Here is a 26,003-nt window from a genome sequence, read left to right as displayed (position 1 = left end):
CGAGAGTCACTCGCGCAGAGTCGCGCCGAACCGCTCGGTTGCCACAGCGACACCGGCGAGCTTCGCTTCGGTTGCTTCGGCGGCAGTCAGCGTACGGTCGGCGCGGAAGCGCAGCGCGAATGTCAGGCTCTTCTGCCCGTCATCGACGCCCTGACCGCGGTAGTCGTCGACCAGACGCAACGATTCGAGCAGTTCACCCGCACCTTCCACGAGAGCTGCACGCAGTTCGCCTGCGGTCACCGTTGCCGGGACGACGAGCGATACGTCCTGCGTTGCCGCAGGATACGTCGACAGCGACTCGGCGACAACGCGCGAACCCGCGAGCGACAAAATGCGGTCGAGATCGAGCTCGAGCACGACGGCGCGGCCGGGAAGATCCGCGTCAGCTGAAACATTCGGGTGCAGCTCGCCGACGTAGCCCACCTCGGTGTCACCGACGCTGAGCACGCCCGTGCGCCCGGGGTGCAACGCCGCACGCTCACCCTGCGCGACGTCGATCTCCACTCCGGAAGCAACAGCGATCACGCGGACAGCATCCAGAGCATCCGACAGGCCAGCCGGCTCGGCATCGCGACCCGGCTGGCGTGCGGACACGTTGCCGGTGAAGAGTGCTGCCACGTGACGGTGCTGCGGCGGGATGGAGGCGTTCAGCGCGGCCAGTGTCTCATCCGAGGGTCGTACGCCCAACGGCGGCACCTCATCGGTGCCGTAGACGACGCCGGGTTCGGGCAGGAACACCAGGCCGGTCTCGAAGATCGCGAGATCGGTCAGACCGCGCGCGATGTTGCGGTGCGCAATCTGAAGCAGACCAGGCACCAGCGAACGGCGCAGGAACGGCGACTGTCCATCCAGCGGGTTCGCCATTCGGATGCTGGGCAGGTGCTCCCCCGACGCCGACCCGTGCAGGTGATTCTGCTGCTCGGTCGTGAATGGGAAGGCCGGCGTCTCGACGAGCCCCGCCGCCGCTAGCGCGTTCGCGACACGACGACGGCCCTGCTGAAGCACGGTGAGTCCTCGACCGGACGGCGGCGTCGGCAGCACCGACGGGATGCGGTCGAGGCCATGGATACGCGCAACCTCTTCGGCCAGCGTCCACTTGTCGGTGAGATCGGGTCGCCAGCTCGGCGGGATGACCTGCCAGCCCTCAGCGGTCTCAGTGACCTCTGCACCGATCGTCTCGAGTGCGCCGACGATCTCCTCATCGGTGTAGTCGACACCGATGAGGTCGGGGACGAACTCGGCGGGAAGATCGATGCCATCGATGGAGACGTCAGAGAACAGCGCCCCACCGACCTCATCGATTCGTCCACCGGTGAGGGAAACCATGAGGTCGGCGACCCGGCGAGCGGCCACGAAGGGCACCAGCGGGTCGACACCGCGTTCGAAGCGCTTGGATGCTTCGCTGGGAAGCTTGTGACGACGGGCGCTGCGCGCGATCGAGATGGGATCGAAGATCGCCGCTTCAACGAGTACGTTGCGCGTTTCAGCGCCCATCTCCGTCGTGCCGCCGCCCATGACGCCGGCGAGGCCGATCGGGCCCGAGTCGTCTGTGATGAGCAGGTCTTCGACGTGGAGGGTGCGTTCCTGACCGTCCAGCGTCTTCATCGTCTCGCCATGCTGCGCGCGACGCACAGTGATACCGCCGGAGAGCTTGTCGAGGTCGTAGCCGTGGATCGGGTTGCCGAGCTCGAGCATCACGTAGTTGGTGATGTCGATCAGCACACCGAGCGAGCGGATGCCGGCGAGCGACAGCCGCGCGATCATCCACGGCGGCGTGGGACGAGACGGATCGACATCGCGCACGATGCGCACGACGAACTCCTGCACCGCAGGGTTCTCGCGCAGCGGCTGGGCATCGACCGCAAGCGGGAAGCCGGTGCCGGGCTCGACGTCGGCCCATTCGTGCTCAGCCGGATCGCGGAAGTCCGTGCCGGTTGCATGCGAGTATTCGCGAGCAACGCCGCGGATGGAGAATGCGTAGCCGCGGTCAGGGGTGACGTTGATCTCGACGGCGACGTCGTCCAGGCCGAGAAGCTCGATCGCGTCCGTGCCGACAGGAGCGTCGATATCCAGCGAGGCCAAGACGAGGATGCCGTCGTGCTCATCCCCGAGCCCCAGCTCGCGGGCCGAAGCGATCATGCCGTCAGAAACGTGACCGTAGGTCTTGCGCGCCGCGATCGGGAATGGGCCGGGCAACACAGAGCCGGGCAACGTCGCGACGATCTTGTCGCCGACGGCGAAGTTGCTCGCACCACAGACGATGCCGCGGATACCTCCGTTATCGAGGCCGACGTCCACCTGGCACCAGCGGATCGTCTTGCCGTTGGACTGCGGCTCTTCTTCGAAGGAGAGCACCTGCCCCACGACGACGGGGCCGGAGATCTCGAAACCGTGGATCTCCTCCTCTTCGAAGCCCACCGACACCAGAGTCTCGAGAACATCCTCAGGAGTGGCATCCGGTGCCACATCCACGTACTCACGCAACCACGAAAGCGGGACGCGCATCACACCACCATCCCGAACTGTTCGCTGAAACGGACATCGCCCTCGGCCATGTCGCGCATATCTTGTACGTCGCTGCGGAACATCAGCGCACGCTCGACGCCGATGCCGAATGCGAAGCCGCTGTAAACGTCTGGGTCGATTCCCGCTGCGCGCAACACATTGGGGTTGACCATGCCGCAACCACCCCACTCGATCCAGCGGGCACCGCCCGTGAACGTCGGGTGCCACAGATCGAACTCGGCCGAGGGTTCGGTGAACGGGAAGAAGTTCGTACGCAGACGGGTCTTCGCCTCCTCGCCGAACAGCTGCTTGGCGAGGTGATCGAGCGTGCCTTTGAGGTGGGCCATCGTGATGCCCTTGTCTACGACCAGTCCCTCGACCTGCGTGAACACCGGCAGGTGCGTGGCGTCGAACTCGTCGGTGCGGTAAACCCGACCGGGGCACAGCACATAGATCGGCACCTCACGGTCGAGCATCGAGCGCACCTGCACGGGGCTCGTGTGCGTGCGCATGACGAGATGACGATCGACCGGATCGACGAAGAAGGTGTCCTGCATCTGGCGTGCGGGGTGATCGACGTCGAAGTTGAGCGCGTCGAAATTGAACCACTCGTGCTCGAGCTCTGGTCCTTCCGCGACCTCCCAGCCCATGCTGACGAAGATGTCGGAGATGTCATCCTGCAACTGCATGAGCGGATGCCGCGCGCCGACGCGCGTGCGTGACGAAACAGCAGTGATGTCCACGCGCTCTGACTCGAGGCGGGCAGCCGTCTCCAGCTCGGCGAGTTCTGCTTCACGAGCCGCGAGCGCCTTCGTGACCTGACCGCGGCCCTGTCCCACGAGTTTGCCAAAAGCGGCCTTGTGCTCGGGTGCGACCTGACGCATCGAAGCGTTCAAAACCGCCAGCGGCGATCCCTCGGCGACGTGCGCGGAACGAGCTGCTTTCAGCTCTGCGGTACTGGCAGCGGCGCCGATGGCAGCGAGTGCGGCTGCCACGGCGGTTTCCACCGCCTCGGGCGTGATTTCAGGAGCGTCAGACACAAGACATGAGTCTACTGGCGTGCATGGGATCCGATGGCCGAACTAGCGGGTGCCGCCGAGCCCGGATCCACCTTGATCGAAGTCCGTCGCCGGCTTCTGCGCTGCGATGAGCTCGGTATCAGTGCCCTCGTGCATAACCGCTGCGTTGTCGGCCGCGAGCGCCTTGAGCTTCGGCGAGTGGCGCGTTTTGATCTCTGCCCACTTCGCAATGCCCGACAGGATCAGACACATCACGATGTAGATGCCACCGATGACGAGGGCCGCCTGCAGAATGGGACGCCCCGGCTGAGAGCTGAGGAGCTTCGCGTAATACAGCAGTTCTTGGTAGGTGATGATGAACCCCAGGGCGGTGTCCTTCATCGTCACAACCAGCTGCGCCACGATCACGGGCAGCATGGCGCGCACTGCCTGCGGCAGCAGGATCAGCGTCATCACACCGCTCTTGCGCAGTCCGATCGAGAAACCGGCTTCTTTCTGCCCACGGGGCAGAGATTCGATGCCGGCACGCAGTGCCTCGGCGAGCACTGAGCCGTTGTAAACCATGAGCGCGACCACGACCGCCCAGTACGGATCCACCTTCACACCGAGCGTCGGCAGACCGTAGTAAAGAATCATCATCATGACGAGCACAGGCACCGCACGGAATGCTTCCGTGATCACCGTGACCGGCACGCGCACCCAGGAGTGATCGGACATGCGCCCGATCGCCAGCACGAATCCGAGCGCGAGGCTCAGCACGGCAGCGAGTGCGAACGCGCGAAGCGTGTTCAGCAGCATCTCGCCGATCGAAACCCACACAGCGGTGTAGGTGAACACGCTCCATTTCGTGGCACTGAACTGATTGGTCAGCGAAAGGCGCCAGATGAGGAACGCGATTACCGCCACGACGAGGCCGACCGTCGCAATCGCGAGGATCATGTTTCGACGACGGGCGCGGGGGCCGGGGACGTCGAAGAGAACGGAAGTCATCGGACGATCCTCCAGCGATTCTCAAGAGTTCGTTGCAACCAGGTCAACAGCATGACCAGAGCGACGAAGATGGCGGCGACCCAGAGCAAAACTTCCATCGGGGTACCCGGACGCGTGTGCGAGTTGGAGATCGTCGCCTGCAGCTGCGGCAGCACCGCGATCGAGAACCCAGCGGCGACGGTGGTGTTCTTCAGCAGAGCGATGAACACGCTCATCATCGGAGGCACGACCGACCGGAAAGCCTGGGGAAGAACAACCTGAGTCATGACCTGACCGAACGGCAACCCGATCGCGCGAGCAGCCTCGGCCTGCCCGACCGGCACAGTGTTGATGCCTGCGCGCAGGGTTTCGGCGACGTAGGTCGCCGTGTACGTGCCGATCGCCAGAATGCCGAGCACGGTATTGGACAGCGTGGGCAGCGCAAGCGCGCTGTAACCGAAAACGAAGAAGAAGAAGACGAGCGTGAGTGGGGTGTTGCGCACTAACGTGACGTACGCCGTTCCGACGGCACGCGCGACCGGCACAGGCGAGACGCGCATCGCGCCGACGATGGTGCCCAGCACCAGCGCGATGATCCCGCCGAAGAAGAACACCAACAGCGTGTTCGCTATACCCTCGCGCCACAAGTCGAGGTTGCCGAAGATGGCGTCCACGCGCCCTCCTTCTTAAATATCAGGTGCGGGGCGGCCTGTGGGACCGCCCCGCATCAGGCGATCGTCAGTCGACGGCCGGCTGCTCGACAGAGATGCCCGACTGACCGAGGGTCGCGTCGAAGATCGCCTGCCAGGTGTCGCCACCGTCGGTGAACAGCGTGTTGATGTGATCCAGCAGAGCGGTGTCGCCCTTCGGGATGCCGACGCCGTAGCGCTCTTCGGTGAACAGGCCATCGAGCACCGTCAGCTCATCGGGGTTCTGCGCCGCGTAGCCGATGAGGATCGCCGCGTCCGTGGTGACCGCGTCGACCTTGCCTGCGAGCAGGTCCTCGACGCACTGGGAGTAGATGTCGTACTCCTGCGTCTTAATCTCGGGGAAGTTCTCCTTGATGTTCGAGATCGGCGTGGACCCCGTCGCCGAACAGACCATCATTCCGTTGAAGTCGGAGACGTCGTTCACCTCGGTCATCTCACTGTCGGCTGAGACCAGGAAACCCTGCCCTGTGATGAAGTAGGGACCGGCGAAGTCGATCTGCTCCTTGCGGGAGTCGGTGATCGAATAGGTGCCGACGTAGTAGTCGATGTCGCCGTTGACGAGCGCCTGCTCGCGGTTGGCAGAGGCGATCGGCTTGTATTCGATGTCGCTCTCTTCGAAACCGAGCGATGCCGCGATCCAGCGAGCGATCTCAATGTCGAAACCGCTGCGCTCGTTGGTGGTGGCGTCGAGGTAACCGAGGTTGGGCTGGTCCTCCTTGACGCCGATCACCGGTCCCCCGTTCTCGACCATCGCGTCGAATGTCGGGCTGCCTTCGAGAGTAACGTCCTGGGCGACCTCGAACAGCGCGTCGCCGCTACCACCGTCGCCACCATCGCCGCCACCGGCGGGTGTGCTCGGGCTTCCGCTGTTGCAGGCGGTCAGGGCGAGCAGCGTGACCGCCGCGATCCCGATTCCTGCCAGTGTCCGTGTACGTCGCATGAGCGTCTCCTTCGTTTGCTGTGTATGAAGTAAGTCAGTGAGTGAGGAGCTTCGAGAGGAAGTCCTTGGCGCGGTCGCTCTTCGGGTTCGTGAAGAACTCCTCCGGAGTGTCTTCTTCGACGATGTGCCCGTCCGCCATGAACACGACACGGTCGGCGGCCTTGCGCGCGAAACCCATCTCGTGGGTGACGACGATCATCGTCATGCCTTCTTTGGCGAGCTGAATCATCACGTCGAGGACCTCGTTGATCATCTCGGGGTCGAGTGCGCTGGTCGGCTCATCGAACAGCATGACCTTCGGATGCATCGCCAAGGCACGTGCAATCGCAACGCGCTGCTGCTGACCGCCGGAGAGCTGCGCGGGAAGCTTCGAGGCCTGCTGTGCGACACCGACGCGCTCAAGAAGCTGCATCGCTTCTTTGTCAGCATCCGCTTTCTTGAGCCCACGAACCTTGATCGGCCCGAGCGTCACGTTCTCGAGGATCGTGAGGTGCGCGAAAAGATTGAACGATTGGAACACCATGCCGACATCAGCACGAAGGGTAGCCAAAGCCTTGCCCTCAGCAGGAAGCACCTTGCCATCGATTTTGATGGTGCCGCTCGTGATCGTCTCCAGACGATTGATCGTGCGGCACAGCGTCGACTTTCCGGAGCCTGAGGGCCCGATCACCACAACGACTTCGCCCTTGTGGACGGTGAGGTCGATATCGGTCAGCGCCTGGAACTCGCCGTAATGCTTTTGAACGTTCTCCACCACGACAAGGGGTGCACCAGTCTCGGTCATGACCCCACACTAGGAGTACACGGACCCCGGAGCCAGCACTAAGCTCGTCGGGTTATCGAGTTGTAACCGACCAGAAACATGCGGCGGCAGCGGCTCGAGCGCTCAAACCCCGTCAGCCGCCCGCTGCGTGAACGCGCTTTCGTACAGGCAGACGCTCGCTGCCGTTGCGAGGTTGAGCGATTCAGCCCGTCCGAAGATCGGCAGTTTGAGCACGTGATCGGCAAGCTCGAGAGCATCCTCATCCAGCCCGCGCGCCTCATTGCCGAACAGCCACGCCGTCGGCTGGGCAAGCACACCCTCAGCGCGCGCCTGCAACAGATCGTCGCCCTTTACGTCCGCGGCCAGCACGGAGAGTCCGGCCGCGCGTGCCCGCGTGATCGCGTCTTCGAGTTCGCCCCCGACCGAAATTGGCAGATGGAACAGCGAGCCCGTCGTCGAACGGACGACCTTGGGGTTGTACAGATCGACCGTACGTCCGGTGAGCACCACGGCATCCGCGCCCGAGGCATCCGCCGCCCGGATAATGGTGCCGAGGTTGCCCGGATCCCGAATCTCGTGACAGATCGCGATCAGGCGCGGAGATCCTTCGAAGATGTCTCGCACCGACGCTGGCGTCTGCCGAGCGACGGCGACCACGCCCTGCGGGGTGACTGTGTCGGCAATCGCATTGAGAACTTCTTCGGCGACGTATTGAACCTGAACGCTATTCTCGGCCGACGCTGCACGCAGATCCGGATGTCTCTCCCACCCGGACGGTGTGGCGAAGAGTTCGACGATCGCCTCAGGATGGTAAGCCAGTGCCTCGCGAACCGCTTGCGGCCCCTCGAGGAGGAACAGACCCGTCTCCGTACGCGCGCTGCGCTTGGTCAGCTTCGCTACGGCTCGGACACGGGGGGACCGGGGATTCTCGAGCACGCTCCCAGTCTAGGGACATCGACCTCGCTCGCGCGCACCTGTGCCCCCGTCGCCATCCCGGCGATCACGCAGTTTGCCGGATTAGAGTTCCCGCGTGCCTGCGCCCGATCCTCGTTCCTCGACTCCCCGTCGCCTCATCGTGGGCACCCTCGCCGTGCTGACCGTCGCGGTCGGGCTCATCGTGCACGAGCTCGGCAGTGGCATCCCCGGTGACATCGCCGGAGACGCGCTGTACGGCGTTCTGATCTACCTGCTGTTCGTCTTCCTCATCCCGCGCAGTGCCCGCTCTCTTCCCGCGGCGCTGGCGATCATCTTCTGCACCGGGATCGAGTTCCTGCAGCTCACCGATATCCCCGCGCGGGCCGCAGCCGCGTTTCCCCCGGCTGTTCTCGTCCTGGGTGCCGGTTTCGATCAGCGCGACCTTCTCGTCTACGCGTTCGCCATCATCGGCGCCATGATCGTGGATGTTGCGATCTCGAGGGCGATGCGGCGCCGGAGTGCCGATCGCAGCTGACGACCGTCCCGGCGAATGTCCCCCAGAACACAGAAACGGGCGCCTCCCCGAGGGGAAGCGCCCGTTATCCGAAAGATGCTTACGCAGCCGACTTCGGAGCGTTGACGTCCGAAGGCAGAGCCTTCTTAGCCGTCTCGACGAGCGAAGCGAAAGTCGCCGGCTCGTTGACCGCGAGCTCAGCGAGCATACGACGGTCAACCTGGACTCCGGCGATGCCGAGGCCCTGGATGAAACGGTTGTACGTCATGCCGTTCTGGCGTGCAGCAGCGTTGATGCGCTGGATCCACAAGCGACGGAAATCACCCTTGCGCTTGCGACGGTCACGGTACGAGTAGACGAGCGAGTGGATGACCTGCTCTTTGGCCTTGCGGTAGAGGCGCGAACGCTGACCGCGGTAACCCTTGGCGCGCTCGAGGATGACCCGACGCTTCTTGTGGGCGTTTACCGCCCGCTTGACTCTTGCCATTTTCCTGTGTTCCTATTCGTGCTTGCGTCGCGCTTAGCCGCGACCGAGAAGCTTGTTCGCGACCTTGGTGTCAGCCTTCGACAGCACCTGGTCCTGGTTGAGGCGGCGGGTGCGGCGGCTCGACTTGTGCTCGAGGTTGTGACGCATGCCGGCCTGCTGCTTCTTCAGCTTGCCGCTTCCGGTGATCTTGAAGCGCTTCTTAGCACCCGAGTGGGTCTTCTGCTTCGGCATCTTCTCTTCCTTCGTATGGCGCCTTTTCAGGCGACGGTTTCAACCCGCGGTGCGGGAGTGCGTGGGCGGAATTATTCCGCGGGCTTCTCAGCCGGGGCATCCGCTTCGTGTGAACTGCGCGCGGCCTGCTTGGTCGCAACGCGGACGGCGTTCTGCTCGGCCTTCGCATCGGACTTGTTCTTCAGCGGGGCGACGACCATGACCATGTTGCGTCCGTCGATCGTCGGGTTCGACTCGACAATGCCGAGTTCGGCGACGTCCTCAGCGAACTTGCGCAGCAGACGAACGCCCTGCTCGGGGCGAGACTGCTCGCGTCCGCGGAACAGGATCATGGCCTTGACCTTGTCGCCAGCCTTCAAGAAGCCCTCAGCGCGCTTGAGCTTCGTCGTGTAGTCGTGTGCTTCGATCTTCAACCGGAAGCGGACTTCCTTGAGGATCGTGTTCGCCTGGTTACGGCGAGCTTCCTTCGCCTTCTGGGCAGCCTCGTACTTGAATTTGCCGTAGTCCATGATCTTGACCACAGGCGGCTTCGAGTTGGGTGCGACCTCGACGAGGTCAAGATCGGCTTCCTGCGCAAGGCGCAACGCTGCCTCGATGCGGACGACGCCGATCTGCTCACCCGCGGGACCGACGAGGCGGACCTCGGGGACGCGGATGCGCTCATTGGTACGGGGATCGCTGATGCGGAACTCCTTAAACGATGGGATCTGGCCACCATGACGCTGACTGCATCACGGGCGAAATCGGAATCGTTCCCCACCCACCGGTATTCAGACACCGGCTTCGCACCCTGAACTCCGGACAGTGTCCGGTCTACCGACGCGAGCCGGTGGAGTGCAAGACCCGGTAGCCTGGAACGGCAAGCGCGGGTGGGAAGTGAATCCTCTTTCGTTTCAGAGCGTACTGCTCTGAAGCCCGACAAAGTCTAACAGAAGGCAAGGCAAAGTGACGATTCCGGTTCAGGGCGACGGCCACGATGAGCGCCACGAGCGCTGGCAGCAACAAGAAGAGGCTGCTGCATCAGCTACGCGAGACATTGCGGATGTCCCCGCGGTCGAGGTGATCACCACCGCGGCCGTACATCTCATGAGCGCAGCGGCTGTCAAGGTGGGCCTCGCCGACGACCCGGGCACCGAGATGGATCTCGATGAGGCGCGAAAGCTGATCAATGCCCTAGCCGGCCTGATCACCGCTGGAGCTCCCGAGATCAGCGACATGCACGCGCGCTCCCTGCGCGATGGACTGCGTTCGCTGCAGCTCGCGTTCCGCGAAGCATCCGTCATCCCCGACCCGATCGGCAAGGGTCCCGGCGAAAAGTACACCGGCCCGGTCAACTGAGCCGCGAGCTAACCGACGTCGAGAAATGCTTTCCCGCATGAGAAAGGTGCTTCTACGCCCTGTTTCATGCGGGAAAGCATTTCTCGCGGCGTGCTACGCGCTGCGGGTGAGCTTCACAGACAGCGAGTCCGCGAGCACCGCGATGCGGTCATCGCCGGCCCAGCGCTGAGCCAACCGCGCCAGCACGGCGTCGAGAGTGTCGCGCTCCAGGCCGTCCATGAGTTCGAGAATGACCACCAGTTCGGGGCCCTCGAGGCGCGCGTCCGGATCACCGGATGCCACCGACACGTCGATCACAGCGAGCTCATGCGCGACGCTCTCCTGAAGTGCGGCGAAGACCTCGGCCGAATGGAAGCTCGGCTCCCACGCCAGCCCCTGCGCAATCGCCCAAACCGCCGGGCGACGGAGGATGAACTCGGTTTCGGAAGTCGGGTCCACAACGATGAGATCGGTATCCTCCGAGGATGCCGCCAGCGCTGCGCGCACAGCCTCAACGGGGATCGGCCGGGCCGAGGCATCCCATTTCTGCATCGCAGTGACCGAGGAGAACACCGGCTGCACCGTGCGCCCGTCGGGCGCGGCAACCGTGACGATCGAGAGCTCCTGCGTCTTGTCGACGGCGAGCCCGTGCGGCCCAACACCCTCCTCGCCCTTCTCAGCGATGAGCGGGATCAGCACCCGTGCCGAGCGAAAGGCATCGACCACCTCGACCTGACTGCCCTCCCCTGCACGGAAACGCAGCAGCGCCGCGAGCAGCGCAGGGTCGGCAGAACCGTCATCGCCGGCGTGCGGGTTGGACTCGAAGCTGCGCCCCTCCCAGGGAACACCCGCCGAATCACCCGGCGTCTCGGCACCGTGGCCGCAGGCGTCGTCAGTCTCCTGCGACATCCAGAGCCTCAGCCAGTGTGAACGCACCGGCGTAGAGCGCCTTGCCGACGATCGCACCTTCAACACCGAGGTGCACAAGTTCGCGCAGCGCCGCGATGTCATCGAGGTTGGCAACGCCACCGGATGCGATGACCGGCTTCGGCGTACGCGAAGTCACCTCACGCAGCAATTCGAGGTTCGGGCCGCGCAACGTACCGTCCTTGGTGACATCGGTGACGACGTAACGGCTGCAGCCGGCGTCCTCGAGGCGCTCGAGCACCTCCCAGAGGTCACCGCCCTCCTTCGTCCAGCCGCGCGCCGCCAGCGTCGTGCCGCGCACATCCAGCCCGACTGCGACGGCCTCGCCGTAACGAGCGATGACGTCAGCGGACCACTCCGGATTCTCCAGTGCCGCGGTGCCGAGGTTGATGCGACTGGCTCCGCTTTCCAGGGCGGCCTCGATGCTGGCATCATCACGGATGCCGCCGGAGAGTTCGATGTTCACGCCGCGGAACTGCTTGATGACCCGGCGGAGAATCGCGGTGTTGTTGCCACGGCCGAATGCGGCGTCCAGATCGACCAGGTGGATCCACTCAGCGCCCTGATCGACCCATTCGCCGGCCGCATCGAGCGGATCGCCGTAGCTGGTCTCGGTGCCGGCCTCGCCCTGTGTCAGACGGACCGCCTTGCCGTCGGCGACATCGACCGCCGGAAGAAGGGTGAGTTTAGGTGTGGACGCGAAGTCGTTCATGTCATCCTCGGGTGGGGTGAAGAGCGCCGTAGACGGGCACGAGAACTGAGGCTACCCCGCGCTCGAGCACGCTTCAAATGCGAGACGCTCGGTGACGCGCAGATGACGTGGATTTATGCAGGCGTAGTGCAGGCCGGAGCGGTAGGCTCTCAGGCGATGTCTGGTGATACTGAAGCAGCAAAGCCTGCCGGCGAACTTCCGATTCGAGTGGGCGGCGACGATCATGCCGTCATCAGCTCCGTCCCGCTGGCGGAGTCGCCCCTCCCTCCCGCTCCGACGCAGCCACGGGGCGAGGCATCCAGCATCCCGCAGTACCGCAGGAGCAGCTCGTTGCCCGAGCCAGCCGACGCGGAGACCCTCGGAGCCGGTCCGGCCGATTCTTCGGTTTCGGATGCCATGCCACCGTCACGGCGCGAACGACGCGAAGCCCGCGAGCGGCAGTCCTTCCTACAGACCGACCGACCAGAAGAGCCGGCGCGCCACGGTGCACGCGGAGCACTGAACAAGCTGGGGTTCAAGGTCTCCCCCAACGCCACCGAGCAATCCGAGCGCGATGATGAGACTGCCGTCAGCCGCCACTGGCCCGGCCCCCGCACGATCGCCGTTGTCAACGGCAAGGGCGGCGCAGGAAAAACCCCGACGACGATTCTGCTGTCCGCGGTCTTCGCTCGCTACGGCGGTGCTGGCGTTCTCGCCTGGGACAACAACCAGACGCGAGGCACGCTGGGCTGGCGCACCGAGGCAGGCGCCCACGACCGCACGCTGCTGGAGATGCTGCCGGAGACCGAGCGTCTGCTCGGCACTGGAGCACAGTCGGCAGACTTGGCGCATTTCGTTCACCATCAGCCGCGTGAGAAGTACGATGTGCTTCGGTCGAAGCCGATCCGGCTCGCGCATGAGAACCGTCTGCATCCGCAGGACGTCGACGCCATTCACGCGGTTGCCGCGAAGTTCTACCGGCTGATCATCATCGATTCCGGTAACGACGAATCCGACCCGATGTGGCTGCGCATGATCGACCAGGCCGATCAGATCGTCGTGGCGACCACGACGCGCGATGACCACGCCGAAGCCGGCGCGCTGCTCCTGGAAGCCCTCGAAGATCGCGACGAGCGTTCCGCACGCCTCGCCGAGCAGTCGATCGTCGTCGTGTCGCAGGCAGACCCGAAGGCGACGGCCGCGGACGTCGATCACATCGTCAATGGCTACCAGGAACTCGCCCGCGAAGTCGTCAGCATCCCCTTCGATCACGAGATGGTCGACGGGCACCTGCACTACGGCTCCCTGGCCAAGCGCACTCAGCGCGCCTGGCTGTCAGCTGCAGCAGCAGTTGCGCGCGGGCTCTGACGCCAGCGCCCTGATCAGAGGTTGTTGACCCAGTTCGTCAGCAGACGGATGCCGGCATCGCCGGACTTCTCCGGATGGAACTGTGTCGCAGAAAGCGGCCCGTTCTCCACGGCTGCCAAAAACGGCTTGCCGTATGTGGTCCAGGTCAGCTTCGGCCCGGGAAACGGCGGGATGACGTCGAGTTCCCACTGCTGCGCAGCATAGGAGTGAACGAAATAGAACCGTTCGTCGGCAATGCCGTCGAAGAGCACGCTGCCGGCGTCGGGTGTCACCGTGTTCCAGCCCATGTGCGGCAGCACCGGCGCCTCAAGCTCAGTCACCGTTCCCGGCCATTCGCCGAGACCATCGACGTACTGGCCCCGCTCGACACCGTGCGAGAACATCACCTGCATACCCACGCACACCCCGAGCACGGGACGCCCGCCGGCGAGGCGGCGGTCAATGATCTCGTCTCCGCCCTGGGCAACGAGAGCCTCACGCACCGCTGCGAACGCGCCCACCCCGGGCACGAACAGACCATCCGCCGCGAGGGCTTCGGTGCGATCACCTGTGAGAGTCGCATCGGCTCCAGCCGCGATCAACGCTTTGACCGCGGAGTGGACGTTTCCTGACTCGTAGTCGTAGACCGCAACAGTGGGTCTGCGCGTCACAGTGCGCCCTTTGTCGACGGAATACCCGACACCAGCGGATCATGCGCCTTCGCCTGACGGAACGCGCGAGCGAATGCCTTGAACTCCGCTTCAGCGATGTGGTGCGGGTCGCGGCCGCCCAGCACACGAACGTGCACGGTGAGTGCCGCGTTGTAGGTGATCGCTTCGAAGACGTGTCTGACGAGTGACCCCGTGAAGTGACCGCCGATCAAGTGGTGCTCGAAACCGACTGGCTCTCCGGAATGCACCAGGTACGGACGGCCACTGATGTCGACGACGGCCTGGACGAGCGCCTCGTCCAGGGGAACGAGCGCATCGCCATAGCGGGAGATGCCCGCTTTGTCGCCCAGAGCCTCGCGAATCGCCTGGCCGAGGACGATCGAGATATCCTCCACCGTGTGGTGTGCATCGATGTTCGTGTCACCGGTCGCGCGCACCGTCAGATCAGTCAGCGAGTGCTTCGCGAATGCGGTGAGCATGTGATCGAAGAATGGCACAGAGGTGTCGATCTGGCTCTGGCCCGACCCATCGAGGTTCAGTTCAATCTCGACGGTCGATTCGGAAGTGCTGCGGCCACGGCTCGCGATACGGGAAGCGGTCATAAGGCTGATTCTATCGAGGCCAGAGCGTCGAGGAACGCCGTGGTCTCGGTCTCGGTGCCGGCGGTGACGCGCAAGTGGTTCGGGATGCCGACATCACGCACCAGGATGCCCCGTTCATATAGCGCCTGGAACGTCGCCTGCGGGTCGGCCACTCCCCCAAACAAGACGAAGTTCGACCACGATTCATGCGGTGTGTAACCGAGAGCTTCTAGAGTCGCTGTGATGCGGTCACGCTGTTCAACGATCTCGTCGACCATGCCCAGCATGGTAGACGCGTTGCGCAACGCTGCCACGGCAGCCGCCTGTGTCAGAGCACTGAGGTGATAGGGCAGGCGTACCAACCGCAGTGCATCGATAAAGGCAGGGTCCGCTGCCAGGTAGCCCACCCGAGCCCCGGCGAATGCGAACGCTTTGCTCATCGTGCGCGATACCGCCAAGCGGGGACGCCCAGGCAAAAGAGTGAGGGCAGACTGCGCTTCGCGAGGCGCGAACTCCCAGTAGGCCTCATCGACGATGACCACGCCACGGGCAGACTCGTAGACCGCTTCGATCACGTCAAGACCGAGAGGAGTTCCCGTCGGGTTGTTGGGGCGGCACAGCAGCACGACGTCGGCGTCTGCCTCGCGGACCTGCGCTGCGGCATCTTCTGCCGTCAACGTGTAGTCGGGTTCGCGGGTGCCCGTGACCCAGCGTGCCCCGGTGCCCTGCGCGAGCAGCGGATACATCGAGTACGTCGGTGCGAACCCGAACACGGTGCGTCCAGGACCTGCGAAGGCCTGCATGATGTGCTGCAGCACCTCATTGGAGCCGTTACCAGCCCAGATCTGCGTGGCGTCGAGTCCGTGACCGAGATACTCGGCGAAACCCTCACGCAGCGTCGTGAACTCGCGATCGGGGTACCGGTTCACGTCGCGCAATGCGACAGCGATGTCATCGAGGATGTCGCTGGCCACCTCGTCGGGAACGGGATGAGTATTCTCATTGACGTTCAACGCAACCGGAAGCGGAGCCTGAGGTGCGCCGTAGGGTGTCAGCCCGCGAAGATCGTCACGAAGAGGTAAGTCGTCAAGAGAAGCAGTCACCCTCCCATGCTAATGCTGGGTTCAGTTGGTGTACTGCGCGGGGATGGCCAGGCTCTGACCAGACTGCAGCGATCCGCCGCCCAGCAGGTTCAGCTGCTGGATGTCATCGATCACCGTACGCGGATCGGCACCCGGTGCGATTGACTCCGCGATCGACCAGAGAGTGTCACCGGGCAGCACTGTCACACTCTCGAACTGCACGGGCTCGGCGGCTTCTCCGGATGCGAGCGCTGATCCTCCGCTGAGCGCGGCGAATCCGATCCCGGCGGCCAGCGGCAGGGCAGCAAGAGCAAGCAGCACGCGGCGCCCGCGCGTCGTCAGCCGCAGGCGCGTCGTGGCGCGGACGGGGCGGACTGCGGGGGCGGTAATGCTGATGGTGCTCATGAGTTTCTCCTCTGCCTCTTTGGCGTAGCGTTCGCATTCACCACTCGGCCGGGAGCGGCGAATGCGAAGCTACGTACCGAATGTATCTTCGAATTCGAACATCTGTCAAGACTTATTCGAAACCTCACCGTGAATTTCACCGACACGCTCGAACAGATCTTCCGAATGTGACCGTTTCTCGGATACGGTTTCGATAGAGACACACCATCACGGACCTCAGACATTCGAAGACGAGCATCGGCAGCGCGCACAAAGGAGCCACTCATGAGCGATAACTCAGCCCCTGACCCGGGGGCACCGCGCACACGTCGGCGCAAGAACCTCAGCCCGAAGCAGCTGGCGATCCTCGAGGTCATTCAGACGTCGATCGCAAAGCACGGCTACCCGCCGAGTATGCGAGAGATCGGCGATGCCGTGAACCTCAAGTCACTCTCGAGCGTCACGCATCAGCTGGGCCAGCTCGAGCTCAGCGGCTACCTGCGCCGCGACCCCGGTAAGACGCGCGCCATGGAGGTGCTGATCGATCTGCCCGGTACCAGCAGCGAAAGCCCCGCAGATACGAGCACGCCCGTCGGGGATGCCGCGATGGTTCCTCTGGTCGGCCAGATCGCCGCCGGCGTGCCGATTACCGCCGACCAGCAGGTGGAGGAGATCTTCCCGCTCCCCCGTCAGCTCGTAGGCAAGGGCGATCTGTTCATGCTCAAAGTTTCCGGCGAGTCGATGATCGACGCCGCCATCTGCGACGGCGACTGGGTTGTCATCCGCACACAGAACACCGCAGAGAACGGTGAGATCGTGGCCGCGATGCTCGACGGCGAAGCGACCGTCAAGACGTTCCGCCAGCGCGATGGCCACACCTGGCTGCTCCCTCGCAACTCCTCCTTCGAGCCCATCCTCGGCGACGACGCCGTCGTGCTCGGCAAGGTCGTGGCGGTGCTGCGCGCGGTCTGAGCCGCTCATCTGATCCACAACGCAGAGACCGCCCTTCCCCGGCCTGGGGAAGGGCGGTCTCTGCGTTCTCGGTGCAGTAAGACTCCGGAGAGCGCGGACTGTCCGGCGTCAGGCGGTCACCGCTACCTCGGCGCGCACGCGGCGCGTCGCCTCGACGATGTTTTGCAGCGACTGGGTCGTCTCCTCGTAGCCTCGAGTCTTCAATCCACAGTCGGGGTTGACCCACAGTTGACGCGTCGGGATCTCATCGACGGCCCGACGCAGCAATGATTCAATCTCGTCGGTGGTGGGAACGCGGGGTGAGTGGATGTCGTACACACCCGGCCCGATGCCGTGGGTGAAGCCCACCTCGGCGATGTCTGTCACCACATCCATTCGGCTGCGGGCCGCCTCGATCGAGGTGACATCAGCATCCAGTGCACGAATCGCATCGATCACCACGCCGAACTCCGAGTAACACAGGTGCGTGTGCACCTGTGTCGCTGGCGCCGCCCCACCGGTCGCCAAACGGAACGATGCCACCGACCATTCCAGGTACGCCGCCTGATCATGCTTCTTCAGCGGCAGCAGTTCCCGCAGCGCGGGCTCATCGACCTGGATGATCCGGATTCCGGCGTGCTCCAGGTCGCTGATCTCATCACGGAGAGCCAACGCGACCTGGTTGGCGGTCGCCTGCAGCGGCTGGTCGTCGCGAACGAACGACCACGCGAGAATCGTCACCGGACCGGTGAGCATCCCCTTCATGTGCTTCGCCGTCTTCGACTGCGCGTAGCTTGACCATCCCACGGTGATCGGGGCAGGACGCGACACATCCCCCCAGAGGATCGATGGCCGGGTGGCGCGCGAGCCGTACGACTGGACCCAGCCGTGCTCGGTCACCGCGAAGCCGTCGAGGTTCTCCGCGAAATACTGCACCATGTCGTTGCGTTCTGGTTCTCCATGCACCAGCACATCCAGCCCCAGGTTCTCCTGCAGCTCGATGACCGTGTCAACCTCGCGGCGTAGGAACTCTTCGTACTCATCATGCGAAAGCTCGCCGCGAATGTACTGCGCTCGGGCGCGTCGGATGTCGCCGGTCTGCGGGAAGGAGCCGATCGTCGTCAGCGGCAGTGCCGGCAGGTCGAGTGCTTCGTCCTGCGCGCCCTCACGCTGTTCGTACGGCACCCGTGAGAAGTCGCCTTCGTCGAGTTCACGTGAGCGCACCACACCGTCTCGTACCCCCGGAGCATCTCCACGGTCGACAAGGGCTGCGGATGCAGCATCCAACGCGTCCTGGATCGCGGCGCGCCCCTCGGAGAGTCCGCGAGCCAGCGTCACCACCTGCTCGACCTTCTGGTCGGCGAATGCGAGCCAGCTCACCAGACGGTCATCGAGCTTCGATTCGTCGGCGATATCGTGCGGAACGTGCAGCAGCGACGTCGACGTGGATACGATGACCTGCCCAGCACCGAGCGCCCCCAGAGCCTCGAGCTTGTCGAACGCGGCAGAGAGGTCACCGCGCCAGATGTTATGACCGTCGATGACGCCGCCGACGAGCGCCTTGCCGGAGAGACCATCGACAGCTGCGGGTATATCCCCGCGCACCAGGTCAATTCCGATCGCTTCGATCGGTGCAGCGGCCAATACGGCGAAATTCGCGTCGAGCGCGGCGTAGGGAGCCGCAACGAGGATCGATGGGCGATCAGCTGCGGCGCCGATGACTGCCAGCGCGCGAGCGGCAGCATCCCCCAGCTGCTCCACCGAAGCGGGCAGCGATTCGCTGACCAGCGCCGGCTCATCGAGCTGCACCCATTCCGCGCCGGCGGCACGCAGGCGGGCGAGCAGGTCGACGTACACCGGCACGAGATCGTCCAAGCGCGACAGCGGGTCAAAGCCCTCCGGCGCGGCATCCGACGCCTTCGCCAACGCCAGCAGCGTGACCGGACCGACGATCACCGGACGGCTGACGTAGCCTGCGCTGATGGCTTCGGCGACCTGCTGAACCAACCGGTCGCTGGACAGCGAGAACGCCGTCTCCGGGCCGATCTCCGGCACCAGGTAGTGGTAATTCGAGTCGAACCACTTCGTCATCTCCAGCGGCGCCCGCTCACCCTCGCCGCGGGCGATCGTGAAGTACGCCGGCAGTCCGATCGATCCGTCCGCTTCACGCAGACCCTCGAAACGAGCGGGGATCGCACCGACGGTGACGGCGGCGTCGAGCACCTGGTCGTAGAACGAGAAGGATTCCGGAATGGCGGAATCGGCGCGACCCAATCCACGTGCTGTCAGTCGTTCCCGCGTTGCAGCGCGCAACTGTGCTGCGGTGGACTCGAGTGTGTTCAGATCGCTGCGGCCTGACCAGAATGCCTCGACAGCCTTCTTGAGTTCGCGTCGGGGTCCGATGCGCGGATAACCGAGGATCGTCCCCTGTGGGAGTGCGGTCATGATGTTTCCTTTCGGGGATGGGTTCAGCGACGCAGAGCAGGAGTCACGCCTGCTTCTGCCAGGACGGTGAGCACGGTTTCGTGCTGGTTGAAGGCGTACAGATGGACGCCCGGTGCGCCGCCGTCGACGACTTCGCGGGTCAGCCGGGCTGCCCATTCGATGCCGATCTCGCGACGCCCCTCGACGGTGGGTTCCACTTCCAGCGCGATGGACAGCTCGCTCGGCAGGTCCTCGCCGGTGAGCTCGAGCACCCGGTTCAGCCGAGCGGGAGACGTGATCGGCATGATGCCGGGGAGAATCGGGATGGTGATTCCTGCAGTGCGCGCCCGTTCGACGAATGCCAAGTAGTCGTCGGCATGGAAGAACAGCTGGGTGATCGCGAAGGTGGCGCCGGCTGCCTGCTTCGCCAGCAGGGCTTCGACGTCCTGCGTACGGTGTGCTGAGCGCGGATGCCCCTTCGGGAAGGCTGCCACGGCGATGTCGACCCTGCGGCGCGGAGCGACTTGAGCGGCGCCCGGGATGCCCGGAACAGGCGTCTCCTCATAGGGGGCTTGCTCTGCCTGGACCCGATCTATGAGCTGCACGAGTTGCGCAGAGCTCTCCAGATCGCCGAGGAAGCCTTCCGGCTGATCGTTCGGTGGATCCCCGCGCAGTGCGAGGAAACTGCGGATGCCGGCATCCAGAAACTCGCGGATCAACGTGGCCGCTGCGGCGTACGTGTTGCCCACGCAGGTGAGGTGCGCGAGAGGCTCGACGTCGGTGTTCTCCCGGATGAAGCGAAGAACGTCAAGCGAGCGCCCGCCAGTGGAGCCACCCGCGCCATAGGTGACCGACAGGAATGCCGGCCCGCTCTCAGCCAGTCGCAGGACCGTCTCGCGCAGCGCATCGTTACTCGCGGAGGAGCGTGGCGGGTAGAGCTCGAAGGAGAACGGCACGCGCGCGGCGGCGGGTGAGGACTCAGAAAACATGGTGCTCCTGGATGACAGAGTGGGCAGTGCACAGCCACGAATGACGCCGGTGGATCCGGACCGTTCGCGGGCGGGTGCCGGGCTCGGCTGTCGCTCCACAGCCAGGGTGAACCGGCCGTTTCCACGAATTTATGGCACCGACACCCGGACGCGCACTGTGTGTGACGCCATGTGTCGAAGCCTCAGCTCCGCGCGCCCGGCGGTACCGCCTAGGCTCGAAGAATGCAGCCGTACGGTACTTGGCCATCGCCCTTTCGAGCCGCTGACATCGCGTCCGCCACCCCGCGCATCGACGGCGCGCGATTCGTGGGCGAGGAGATCTGGTGGGGCGAGTCCGTTCCCGACGAGGGGGGCCGCTTCACGGTGCGAAGCTCGAGCGGTGAGGTGCTGCTGCCGGCACCCTGGAGCGCTCGCTCTCGCGTCCACGAGTACGGCGGCGGAGCGTGGACGGCGGATGCCGAAGGCACGCTGTTCTTCGTCGACGCGCGGGACCAGCGGGTGTATCGGATGCGCCGGGGCGAGCGCCCGCAGCCGTTGACGCCGGCGGGCCCCAGTCACGGTGGATTGTCAATGCAGCAGGGGCGCCTGCTCGCCGTCCGCGAAGACCTCACCGTGCAGCCGCATCTGCGGGCACTCGTTCAGATTCCCACCGACGGCTCTGCCGCCACCGAGGCGTCGGCTGTCCATGTGTTCGTACAGGGCACCGCTTTCTTCGCGCACCCGGCGCTCTCCCCCGATCGCACACGGATCGCGTGGGTGGAGTGGTCCGGCCGGCAGATGCCCTGGCAGAGCGCCCTGCTACGCATCGCGACGGTGGGTGACGACGTGTTCGCCGATGTCCGCACGCGTGCAGCCCTGCAGCCGGAGTGGGTCAGCGATTCCGAACTCCTCTACGCCGATGATCCGAGCGGGCGATGGGCGCTGTTCCGGCTCCGCATCGACGGCCTCGATGCGGCAGAGCCCGAGCCCGTTGCCGCATCCGATGCCGACGCCGACACCGGCTACGGGCTGTGGGTGCTCGGCAACCGGTGGTACCGTCCGCTTGCCGACGGACGGATCGTTGCCGTGCGTACCAATGGCTCTGATGAGGTCGTCGTGATCCAAGCCGACGGCACGGTCGACACGCTGGACACACCGGCAAGCGGGCACGTCAGCGTCGACGATGTCTCCGGCAGCCGCGTGCTGCTCACGGGCGGCAGCGCGACCGCCACTGCTGGGCTGTGGTGCGTCGATGTGGATTCCGGCGTCGTGACGAGCGTTCGCGGCGGCACCCCGGCAGATCCGGCATGGATGCCGCCAGCCACGCCCGTCCGTTTTGCAGGCGCGTACGGCTCGGTGCACGCGTTCGATTACGCCCCGGCCAACCCCGATGCCACGGCCCCGGCTGATGAGAAGCCGCCGTATGTCGTGTTCGTGCACGGCGGACCGACCGCGCACGTGACCGGTGCCGCGTCCGCTGCGATCGCGTATTACACCAGTCGTGGAATCGGCGTGCTCGATGTCAATTACGGCGGATCCACTGGCTACGGTCGCGCCTTCCGCGAACGCCTCAACGGCGAATGGGGCGTCGTCGACGTGGACGATGTGCTCGCCGCTGCGCGCGGCCTCGCCGAATCCGGACGCGCAGACCCGGAGCGAATCGCGATCCGCGGCAGTTCAGCAGGCGGCTGGACTGTGCTCTCCGCCCTCGTGCGGGGCGGCGTGTTCGCCGCGGGCATCAGCCGGTACGGCGTCACTGATCTGCGGATGCTGGCACAGGACTCGCCCGACTTCGAGAAGTATTACATCGACGGACTCGTCGGCCGGCTTCCCGACGCCGAGCAGCTCTACATCGACCGCTCGCCGCTCACCCACGCGGAGCGGATCGACGTGCCGGTACTGCTGCTGCAGGGTGCGGATGACCGGGTCGTTCCGCCGTCACAGTCCGAAGCGATTCGCGATGCGCTTGCCGCCGGTGGAATCGACCACGAGTACGTGCTGTATCCCGGCGAGGGGCACAGCTTCCGCCGAGCCGAGACGATCGTGGATGCACTGGAGCGGGAACTGACGTTCCTGGGCCGGGCCTTCGGGTTTACCCCGTCGATCCCGGCGGCCCGCTCAGGGAGTGAATCCGACGCCTGACGTTCTACTCGCCGGTGCGGTTACGCAGGCGCATGGCACGTTCGGCTTCGCGCGTGTCCTGACGTTCGCGCAAGGTCTGACGCTTGTCGAACTCGCGCTTGCCCTTAGCGAGAGCGATTTCGACCTTGGCACGGCCGTCGAGGAAGTAGAGCTTCATCGGAACGAGCGTGTATCCGCCCGCCGAAACGGCGTGATCGAGCTTCTGGATCTCTTCGCGGTGCATCAGCAACTTGCGGATGCGCTTGGCCGAATGGTTCGTCCAGTGCCCCTGCGAGTACTCCGGAATGTGCACGGAGTCAAGGAAGATCTCCTTGCCCTTGATGAAGGCGTAGCCGTCGGACAGGTTCGCCCGCCCCTGCCGCAATGACTTCACTTCGGTGCCGGTGAGCACCAGCCCCGCCTCGTACGACTTTTCAATGTTGTAGTCGTGACGTGCGCGACGATTGGTCGCGATGACCTTCTCCCCGCGTTCCCTGGGCATGATGGTTCCTAACTTCCGGTGAACAGCCCTTCAGCCTACCGTCCGATCACTGAGCTTGTCGAAGCGGCGGGAGCGGCCGTTGGATCAGGTGCGCAGCCAGCGACGGATCGCGAAGCCGGCCGACAGCGCTGCCAAGATCACACCGATGCCGATGAGCACCGGTACGACGAGGATCGCATCCGGCATCGACACCCACGTGGTGATGAACGGTACCCGCCCCTTGAGATAGCCGTTCACACCGAAGTGCATCCCGGCGATCACCGCGGCGCTGGCCAGGGCCGACCCCAGGAAGGCCGCGAACACGCCCTCAAGCACGAACGGGGTCTGAATGAAGCGGTTCGATGCGCCCACCAGACGCATGATCCCGATCTCTTTGCGGCGTGCGTAGGCCGAGAGACGGATGGTGGTCGCGATCAGCAGGATCGCGGCGATCAGCATGAGTACCGCAATACCCACGGCGATATAGGTGGCAACGGTGAGAGCGGAAAACAGCGGGTCGAGATACTGCAGTTGATCTCGGACCTCTTCTACGCCGTTGACACCGGCGAAGGCTTCGACGATCACCTGAGACATACCGGGATCCTTGAGCGTGACGTAGAAGCTCTCCGACATCTGCTCTTCGGTCAGGACGCTGGCCTGCTCCTCGCCGAGCAGCTCGGTGAGGTTGGCGTAGGCCTCAGCCTTCGTCTCGAATCGCAGATCGCTGATCAGCGAGCCCAGAGCACTGCCTTCCAGCTCGCCACGCACCTGTTCGAGCTGTTCCTCGGTGGCGGGGCCGTCCACACAGGTCTCCCCCTGCGAAACCGGGGAACACATCGAGACCGACACCTGCGCCCGCTCGGTCCAGTATCCGCGCATGGTGCTGATCTGCCCCTGCATGAGGATCGCAGCGCCGACGAACGTCAACGAGACGAAGGTGACCAGCACAACCGAGATCACCATTGAGATATTGCGCCTCAGGCCCCCGAGGGCCTCCATGAGGATCAGTCCCACCCTCATGATGTCGGCCCCACTTCTTCGTCGCCGTCCGTATCGGACAGGCCCAGACGGTCGGCGACACCGAGTTCAGCGACGTCGACCTCAGGAAGGGCGAGGGGATGCGTTCGGGGACCGGCCGACGCCGGCGCCGGGGTCTCCTCCGCTGCGGGCGCTGTCTCGGGTGCGCTCACGTGGTTCGGAGCATCACGAGCAGCTTTCATCGAGGCGAGCATCTCGGCGGTGAGCGGCTCCAGCGATTCGGTCTGGCGCTGTACTTCGAGCATTGCGGTGAGCGCGGCCGTCGCAGCCACACCGCGCTGCTGCTGGGGCGCCAACTGCGGAATCATCGAGCGATCGCCGTAACCGCCCTGGACCTCGTCACGGACGATCTCACCGTCGCGCAACTCGATCACACGACGTTGCATCTGATCCACGAACGCGGCCTCATGCGTGGCCATCAGCACAGTGGTGCCGCCAGCGTTGATGCGGGCGAGCAGTTGCATGATGTCTACGGATGTCGCCGGGTCCAAGTTTCCGGTCGGCTCGTCCGCGAGCAGCACCTGCGGACGGTTCACGAGGGCGCGAGCGATCGCGACACGCTGTTGCTCACCGCCAGAGAGCTCATGCGGCATCCGCTTCTCTTTGCCTGCGAGACCGACGAGAGCGAGCGCTTCCGGAACCGCCTGCTGCACGAACCCCCGCGACGATCCGGTGACCTGGAGCGTGAAGGCGACGTTCTGGAAAACGGTCTTGGAAGAAAGCAGACGGAAGTCCTGAAAAACCGAGCCGATGTGGCGCCGGAAGTAGGGAACCTTACGGTTCGCGAGCGAGCGCAGATCACGCCCGAGCACAGCGACCCGCCCGGACGTGGGGACATCCTCACGAAGGATCAGACGGAGGCAGGAGGACTTCCCTGATCCCGACGCTCCAACGAGGAATACGAACTCGCCTCGCTGGACTTCGAAGTCGACGCCAGCAAGGGCCGGGCGCTTCGTTCCGCGGTAGCGTTTGGTGACGTTCTCGAACCGAATCATGGCGTCTACGAGCCTAAGCGCGCGTTCGTTCCTAACTGCGAGCGACACCCCCTGTGCGCTGTGACGAGCAACCATGGGGATCGCTCCCCATGTGCACTGGCATAGTGTCGCTGGTAACCATGAATGTGGGGGCGACTGTGTCACTCCCGATCTGTATCCCTAATCACGAAGGACTCTCATGAACACCCCTGCAGGCTGGTACGACGATGGATCTGGACGCCAGCGGTGGTGGGATGGACAGCAGTGGAGTGAGCACTACGCACCCGAGTCGGGCGAGCCGGGCGCTGTGGCAGCACCCGCGATGCCTGTCGAGCCGGCCGCAGTCAAGCCCGTGGCCACGAAGCCGTCGATCATCGGACTCATCGCGCTCGGTGCTGCCGTGCTGGGAACGATCCTCGCCTGCATCCCCTTCACGATGGTCGTGGGCTGGATCCTGCTGCCGATCGCCTTCGTGCTGTCGATCATCGCGTTCTTCATCGCGGGCAAGAAGTGGGCTCCGATCACGGCCATCTCGATCTCAGTGGTCGGCACCATCATCGCCATTGTCGTGGCTATCGTCGCCGCCGCGGTCGCACTGACCAGTTACGTCGAAGAGGTCGCAGTCCCGTCGCCCTCGGCGTCTTCGGCGCCGTTGGATTCACCGTCAGATGCACCGTCAGACGCACCCTCAGATGCGCCGGATCTTCCCGAGAGCGACACGGATGCCTCACAGCGCCCGACCGGCGAAGAGGTCGGCATCGGGCTCGGTGAGATCTTCGCCTCCAGCGGTGCGGGCGCCTACCCTGAGGAGCAACTCACCTGCCTCGGCGACGCGCTGGTCGAATCCGACATCGACAATGAGACGCTGCAGACGGTCGCGGACGGATACGATGCCGTCACCGACGAGGTGGCCGCAGAGGTCTTGGGCACGACGCTGGCCAGTGCCATGGTTACCTGCCTGATGCCGTAATCGGCCAGGCGACGATGAAGGCC

Annotated in this window: 27 protein-coding genes; 6 read left to right on the top strand and 21 right to left on the bottom strand. The window is 64.7% G+C overall.

Annotated elements, in window-relative coordinates; all coding sequences use genetic code 11:
* Positions 1–6: 6 nt before the first annotated feature.
* The 7 genes from pheT to ACSS7Z_RS12625 form a co-directional block, all read right to left on the bottom strand.
* Complete coding sequence (gene pheT / locus ACSS7Z_RS12655; protein WP_438255196.1) at positions 7–2,505, bottom strand: phenylalanine--tRNA ligase subunit beta; 2,499 nt, start codon at positions 2,503–2,505, stop codon at positions 7–9.
* Positions 2,505–3,545 carry a phenylalanine--tRNA ligase subunit alpha gene (pheS, locus tag ACSS7Z_RS12650; protein WP_438255195.1) on the bottom strand — a complete coding sequence of 347 codons (1,041 nt, stop codon included), beginning with the start codon at positions 3,543–3,545 and terminating at the stop codon, positions 2,505–2,507. Before pheS ends, pheT begins: the two co-directional genes overlap by 1 nt.
* A gap of 42 nt (positions 3,546–3,587) precedes the next feature.
* On the bottom strand, positions 3,588–4,514 hold the full coding sequence (locus ACSS7Z_RS12645) for an amino acid ABC transporter permease (RefSeq protein WP_438255194.1): 927 nt from the start codon (positions 4,512–4,514) through the stop codon (positions 3,588–3,590).
* The gene (locus tag ACSS7Z_RS12640) at positions 4,511–5,167 is read right to left on the bottom strand and encodes an amino acid ABC transporter permease (protein WP_438255193.1); all 657 of its coding nucleotides are present in this window, start codon (positions 5,165–5,167) and stop codon (positions 4,511–4,513) included. Before ACSS7Z_RS12640 ends, ACSS7Z_RS12645 begins: the two co-directional genes overlap by 4 nt.
* 64 nt (positions 5,168–5,231) lie before the next feature.
* Positions 5,232–6,143: a glutamate ABC transporter substrate-binding protein gene (locus ACSS7Z_RS12635; RefSeq protein WP_438255192.1), complete on the bottom strand. Its 912-nt coding sequence runs from the start codon at positions 6,141–6,143 to the stop codon at positions 5,232–5,234.
* Positions 6,144–6,177: 34 nt separating this feature from the next.
* Positions 6,178–6,927, bottom strand: coding sequence for an amino acid ABC transporter ATP-binding protein (locus ACSS7Z_RS12630; RefSeq protein ID WP_438255191.1), 750 nt, complete (start codon positions 6,925–6,927; stop codon positions 6,178–6,180).
* A gap of 102 nt (positions 6,928–7,029) precedes the next feature.
* On the bottom strand, positions 7,030–7,842 hold the full coding sequence (locus tag ACSS7Z_RS12625) for a TrmH family RNA methyltransferase (RefSeq protein WP_438255190.1): 813 nt from the start codon (positions 7,840–7,842) through the stop codon (positions 7,030–7,032).
* 94 nt (positions 7,843–7,936) lie between these two features.
* Here ACSS7Z_RS12625 and ACSS7Z_RS12620 point away from each other — a divergent pair, with 94 nt between their 5' ends.
* Positions 7,937–8,356, top strand: a complete 420-nt coding sequence (locus ACSS7Z_RS12620; RefSeq protein ID WP_438255189.1) for a ribosomal maturation YjgA family protein — start codon at positions 7,937–7,939, stop codon at positions 8,354–8,356.
* Between the two features lie 79 nt (positions 8,357–8,435).
* Here ACSS7Z_RS12620 and rplT read toward each other — a convergent pair whose 3' ends face one another.
* The 3 genes from rplT to infC form a co-directional block, all read right to left on the bottom strand.
* Positions 8,436–8,822 carry a 50S ribosomal protein L20 gene (gene rplT / locus ACSS7Z_RS12615; RefSeq protein WP_438255188.1) on the bottom strand — a complete coding sequence of 129 codons (387 nt, stop codon included), beginning with the start codon at positions 8,820–8,822 and terminating at the stop codon, positions 8,436–8,438.
* Positions 8,823–8,855: 33 nt separating this feature from the next.
* Entirely contained in the window at positions 8,856–9,053 is a 198-nt protein-coding gene (gene rpmI, locus ACSS7Z_RS12610) for a 50S ribosomal protein L35 (protein WP_087133207.1), read from the bottom strand.
* Positions 9,054–9,124: 71 nt separating this feature from the next.
* Positions 9,125–9,760: a translation initiation factor IF-3 gene (gene infC / locus ACSS7Z_RS12605; RefSeq protein WP_438255242.1), complete on the bottom strand. Its 636-nt coding sequence runs from the start codon at positions 9,758–9,760 to the stop codon at positions 9,125–9,127.
* Positions 9,761–10,004: 244 nt separating this feature from the next.
* On the opposite strand from infC, the gene ACSS7Z_RS12600 reads away from it, so the two are divergent.
* Positions 10,005–10,391: a DUF1844 domain-containing protein gene (locus ACSS7Z_RS12600; protein ID WP_438255240.1), complete on the top strand. Its 387-nt coding sequence runs from the start codon at positions 10,005–10,007 to the stop codon at positions 10,389–10,391.
* Positions 10,392–10,484: 93 nt separating this feature from the next.
* Here ACSS7Z_RS12600 and ACSS7Z_RS12595 read toward each other — a convergent pair whose 3' ends face one another.
* Complete coding sequence (locus ACSS7Z_RS12595) at positions 10,485–11,279, bottom strand: SseB family protein (RefSeq protein ID WP_438255187.1); 795 nt, start codon at positions 11,277–11,279, stop codon at positions 10,485–10,487.
* Positions 11,263–12,009 carry a bifunctional 1-(5-phosphoribosyl)-5-((5-phosphoribosylamino)methylideneamino)imidazole-4-carboxamide isomerase/phosphoribosylanthranilate isomerase PriA gene (gene priA / locus ACSS7Z_RS12590; protein ID WP_438255185.1) on the bottom strand — a complete coding sequence of 249 codons (747 nt, stop codon included), beginning with the start codon at positions 12,007–12,009 and terminating at the stop codon, positions 11,263–11,265. The genes ACSS7Z_RS12595 and priA overlap by 17 nt, the downstream gene beginning before the upstream one ends.
* Positions 12,010–12,165: 156 nt before the next feature.
* Between priA and ACSS7Z_RS12585 the strand changes: the two genes are divergently transcribed.
* On the top strand, positions 12,166–13,356 hold the full coding sequence (locus ACSS7Z_RS12585; protein ID WP_438255184.1) for a MinD/ParA family ATP-binding protein: 1,191 nt from the start codon (positions 12,166–12,168) through the stop codon (positions 13,354–13,356).
* Between the two features lie 14 nt (positions 13,357–13,370).
* Here ACSS7Z_RS12585 and hisH read toward each other — a convergent pair whose 3' ends face one another.
* The 4 genes from hisH to ACSS7Z_RS12565 are packed head-to-tail and all read right to left on the bottom strand — an operon-like array spanning position 13,371 to position 16,074.
* Positions 13,371–14,006 (bottom strand): imidazole glycerol phosphate synthase subunit HisH, encoded by a 636-nt coding sequence (gene hisH / locus ACSS7Z_RS12580; protein WP_438255182.1) that lies wholly within the window; start codon positions 14,004–14,006, stop codon positions 13,371–13,373.
* Positions 14,003–14,608, bottom strand: coding sequence for an imidazoleglycerol-phosphate dehydratase HisB (gene hisB, locus ACSS7Z_RS12575; protein ID WP_438255181.1), 606 nt, complete (start codon positions 14,606–14,608; stop codon positions 14,003–14,005). The genes hisH and hisB overlap by 4 nt, the downstream gene beginning before the upstream one ends.
* The gene (locus tag ACSS7Z_RS12570; protein WP_438255180.1) at positions 14,605–15,690 is read right to left on the bottom strand and encodes a histidinol-phosphate transaminase; all 1,086 of its coding nucleotides are present in this window, start codon (positions 15,688–15,690) and stop codon (positions 14,605–14,607) included. The genes hisB and ACSS7Z_RS12570 overlap by 4 nt, the downstream gene beginning before the upstream one ends.
* 21 nt (positions 15,691–15,711) lie before the next feature.
* Entirely contained in the window at positions 15,712–16,074 is a 363-nt protein-coding gene (locus ACSS7Z_RS12565) for a LysM peptidoglycan-binding domain-containing protein (RefSeq protein ID WP_438255179.1), read from the bottom strand.
* A 264-nt stretch (positions 16,075–16,338) separates the two neighbouring features.
* Here ACSS7Z_RS12565 and lexA point away from each other — a divergent pair, with 264 nt between their 5' ends.
* Positions 16,339–17,025 (top strand): transcriptional repressor LexA, encoded by a 687-nt coding sequence (lexA, locus tag ACSS7Z_RS12560; RefSeq protein WP_438255178.1) that lies wholly within the window; start codon positions 16,339–16,341, stop codon positions 17,023–17,025.
* A 108-nt stretch (positions 17,026–17,133) separates the two neighbouring features.
* Here the strand turns inward: lexA and metE are convergent, their stop codons facing one another.
* Together metE and ACSS7Z_RS12550 are read right to left on the bottom strand one after the other, a co-directional pair.
* Entirely contained in the window at positions 17,134–19,449 is a 2,316-nt protein-coding gene (metE, locus tag ACSS7Z_RS12555; RefSeq protein WP_438255176.1) for a 5-methyltetrahydropteroyltriglutamate--homocysteine S-methyltransferase, read from the bottom strand.
* 23 nt (positions 19,450–19,472) lie between these two features.
* Positions 19,473–20,417 (bottom strand): methylenetetrahydrofolate reductase, encoded by a 945-nt coding sequence (locus ACSS7Z_RS12550; protein ID WP_438255175.1) that lies wholly within the window; start codon positions 20,415–20,417, stop codon positions 19,473–19,475.
* Positions 20,418–20,639: 222 nt separating this feature from the next.
* On the opposite strand from ACSS7Z_RS12550, the gene ACSS7Z_RS12545 reads away from it, so the two are divergent.
* Positions 20,640–22,538: an alpha/beta hydrolase family protein gene (locus ACSS7Z_RS12545; protein WP_438255173.1), complete on the top strand. Its 1,899-nt coding sequence runs from the start codon at positions 20,640–20,642 to the stop codon at positions 22,536–22,538.
* 4 nt (positions 22,539–22,542) lie between these two features.
* Here ACSS7Z_RS12545 and smpB read toward each other — a convergent pair whose 3' ends face one another.
* The 3 genes from smpB to ftsE form a co-directional block, all read right to left on the bottom strand.
* A complete protein-coding gene (gene smpB, locus ACSS7Z_RS12540) occupies positions 22,543–23,019 on the bottom strand; it encodes an SsrA-binding protein SmpB (RefSeq protein ID WP_438255172.1) in 477 nt (158 codons plus the stop codon).
* Between the two features lie 84 nt (positions 23,020–23,103).
* Entirely contained in the window at positions 23,104–24,018 is a 915-nt protein-coding gene (gene ftsX, locus ACSS7Z_RS12535) for a permease-like cell division protein FtsX (RefSeq protein WP_438255171.1), read from the bottom strand.
* Entirely contained in the window at positions 24,015–25,031 is a 1,017-nt protein-coding gene (ftsE, locus tag ACSS7Z_RS12530) for a cell division ATP-binding protein FtsE (protein WP_438255170.1), read from the bottom strand. The genes ftsX and ftsE overlap by 4 nt, the downstream gene beginning before the upstream one ends.
* Positions 25,032–25,209: 178 nt before the next feature.
* Between ftsE and ACSS7Z_RS12525 the strand changes: the two genes are divergently transcribed.
* Positions 25,210–25,980: a DUF2510 domain-containing protein gene (locus tag ACSS7Z_RS12525; protein ID WP_438255169.1), complete on the top strand. Its 771-nt coding sequence runs from the start codon at positions 25,210–25,212 to the stop codon at positions 25,978–25,980.
* Positions 25,981–26,003: the final 23 nt, after the last annotated feature.

Origin of the sequence: Microbacterium wangyouchuni (genome assembly GCF_051546305.1) — a bacterium.
In the GTDB taxonomy this organism is placed as follows: Bacteria; Actinomycetota; Actinomycetes; order Actinomycetales; family Microbacteriaceae; genus Microbacterium.
The sequence above is the reverse complement of the archived record's forward strand: the minus strand, read 5'-3'. Positions and strand labels throughout refer to the sequence as shown.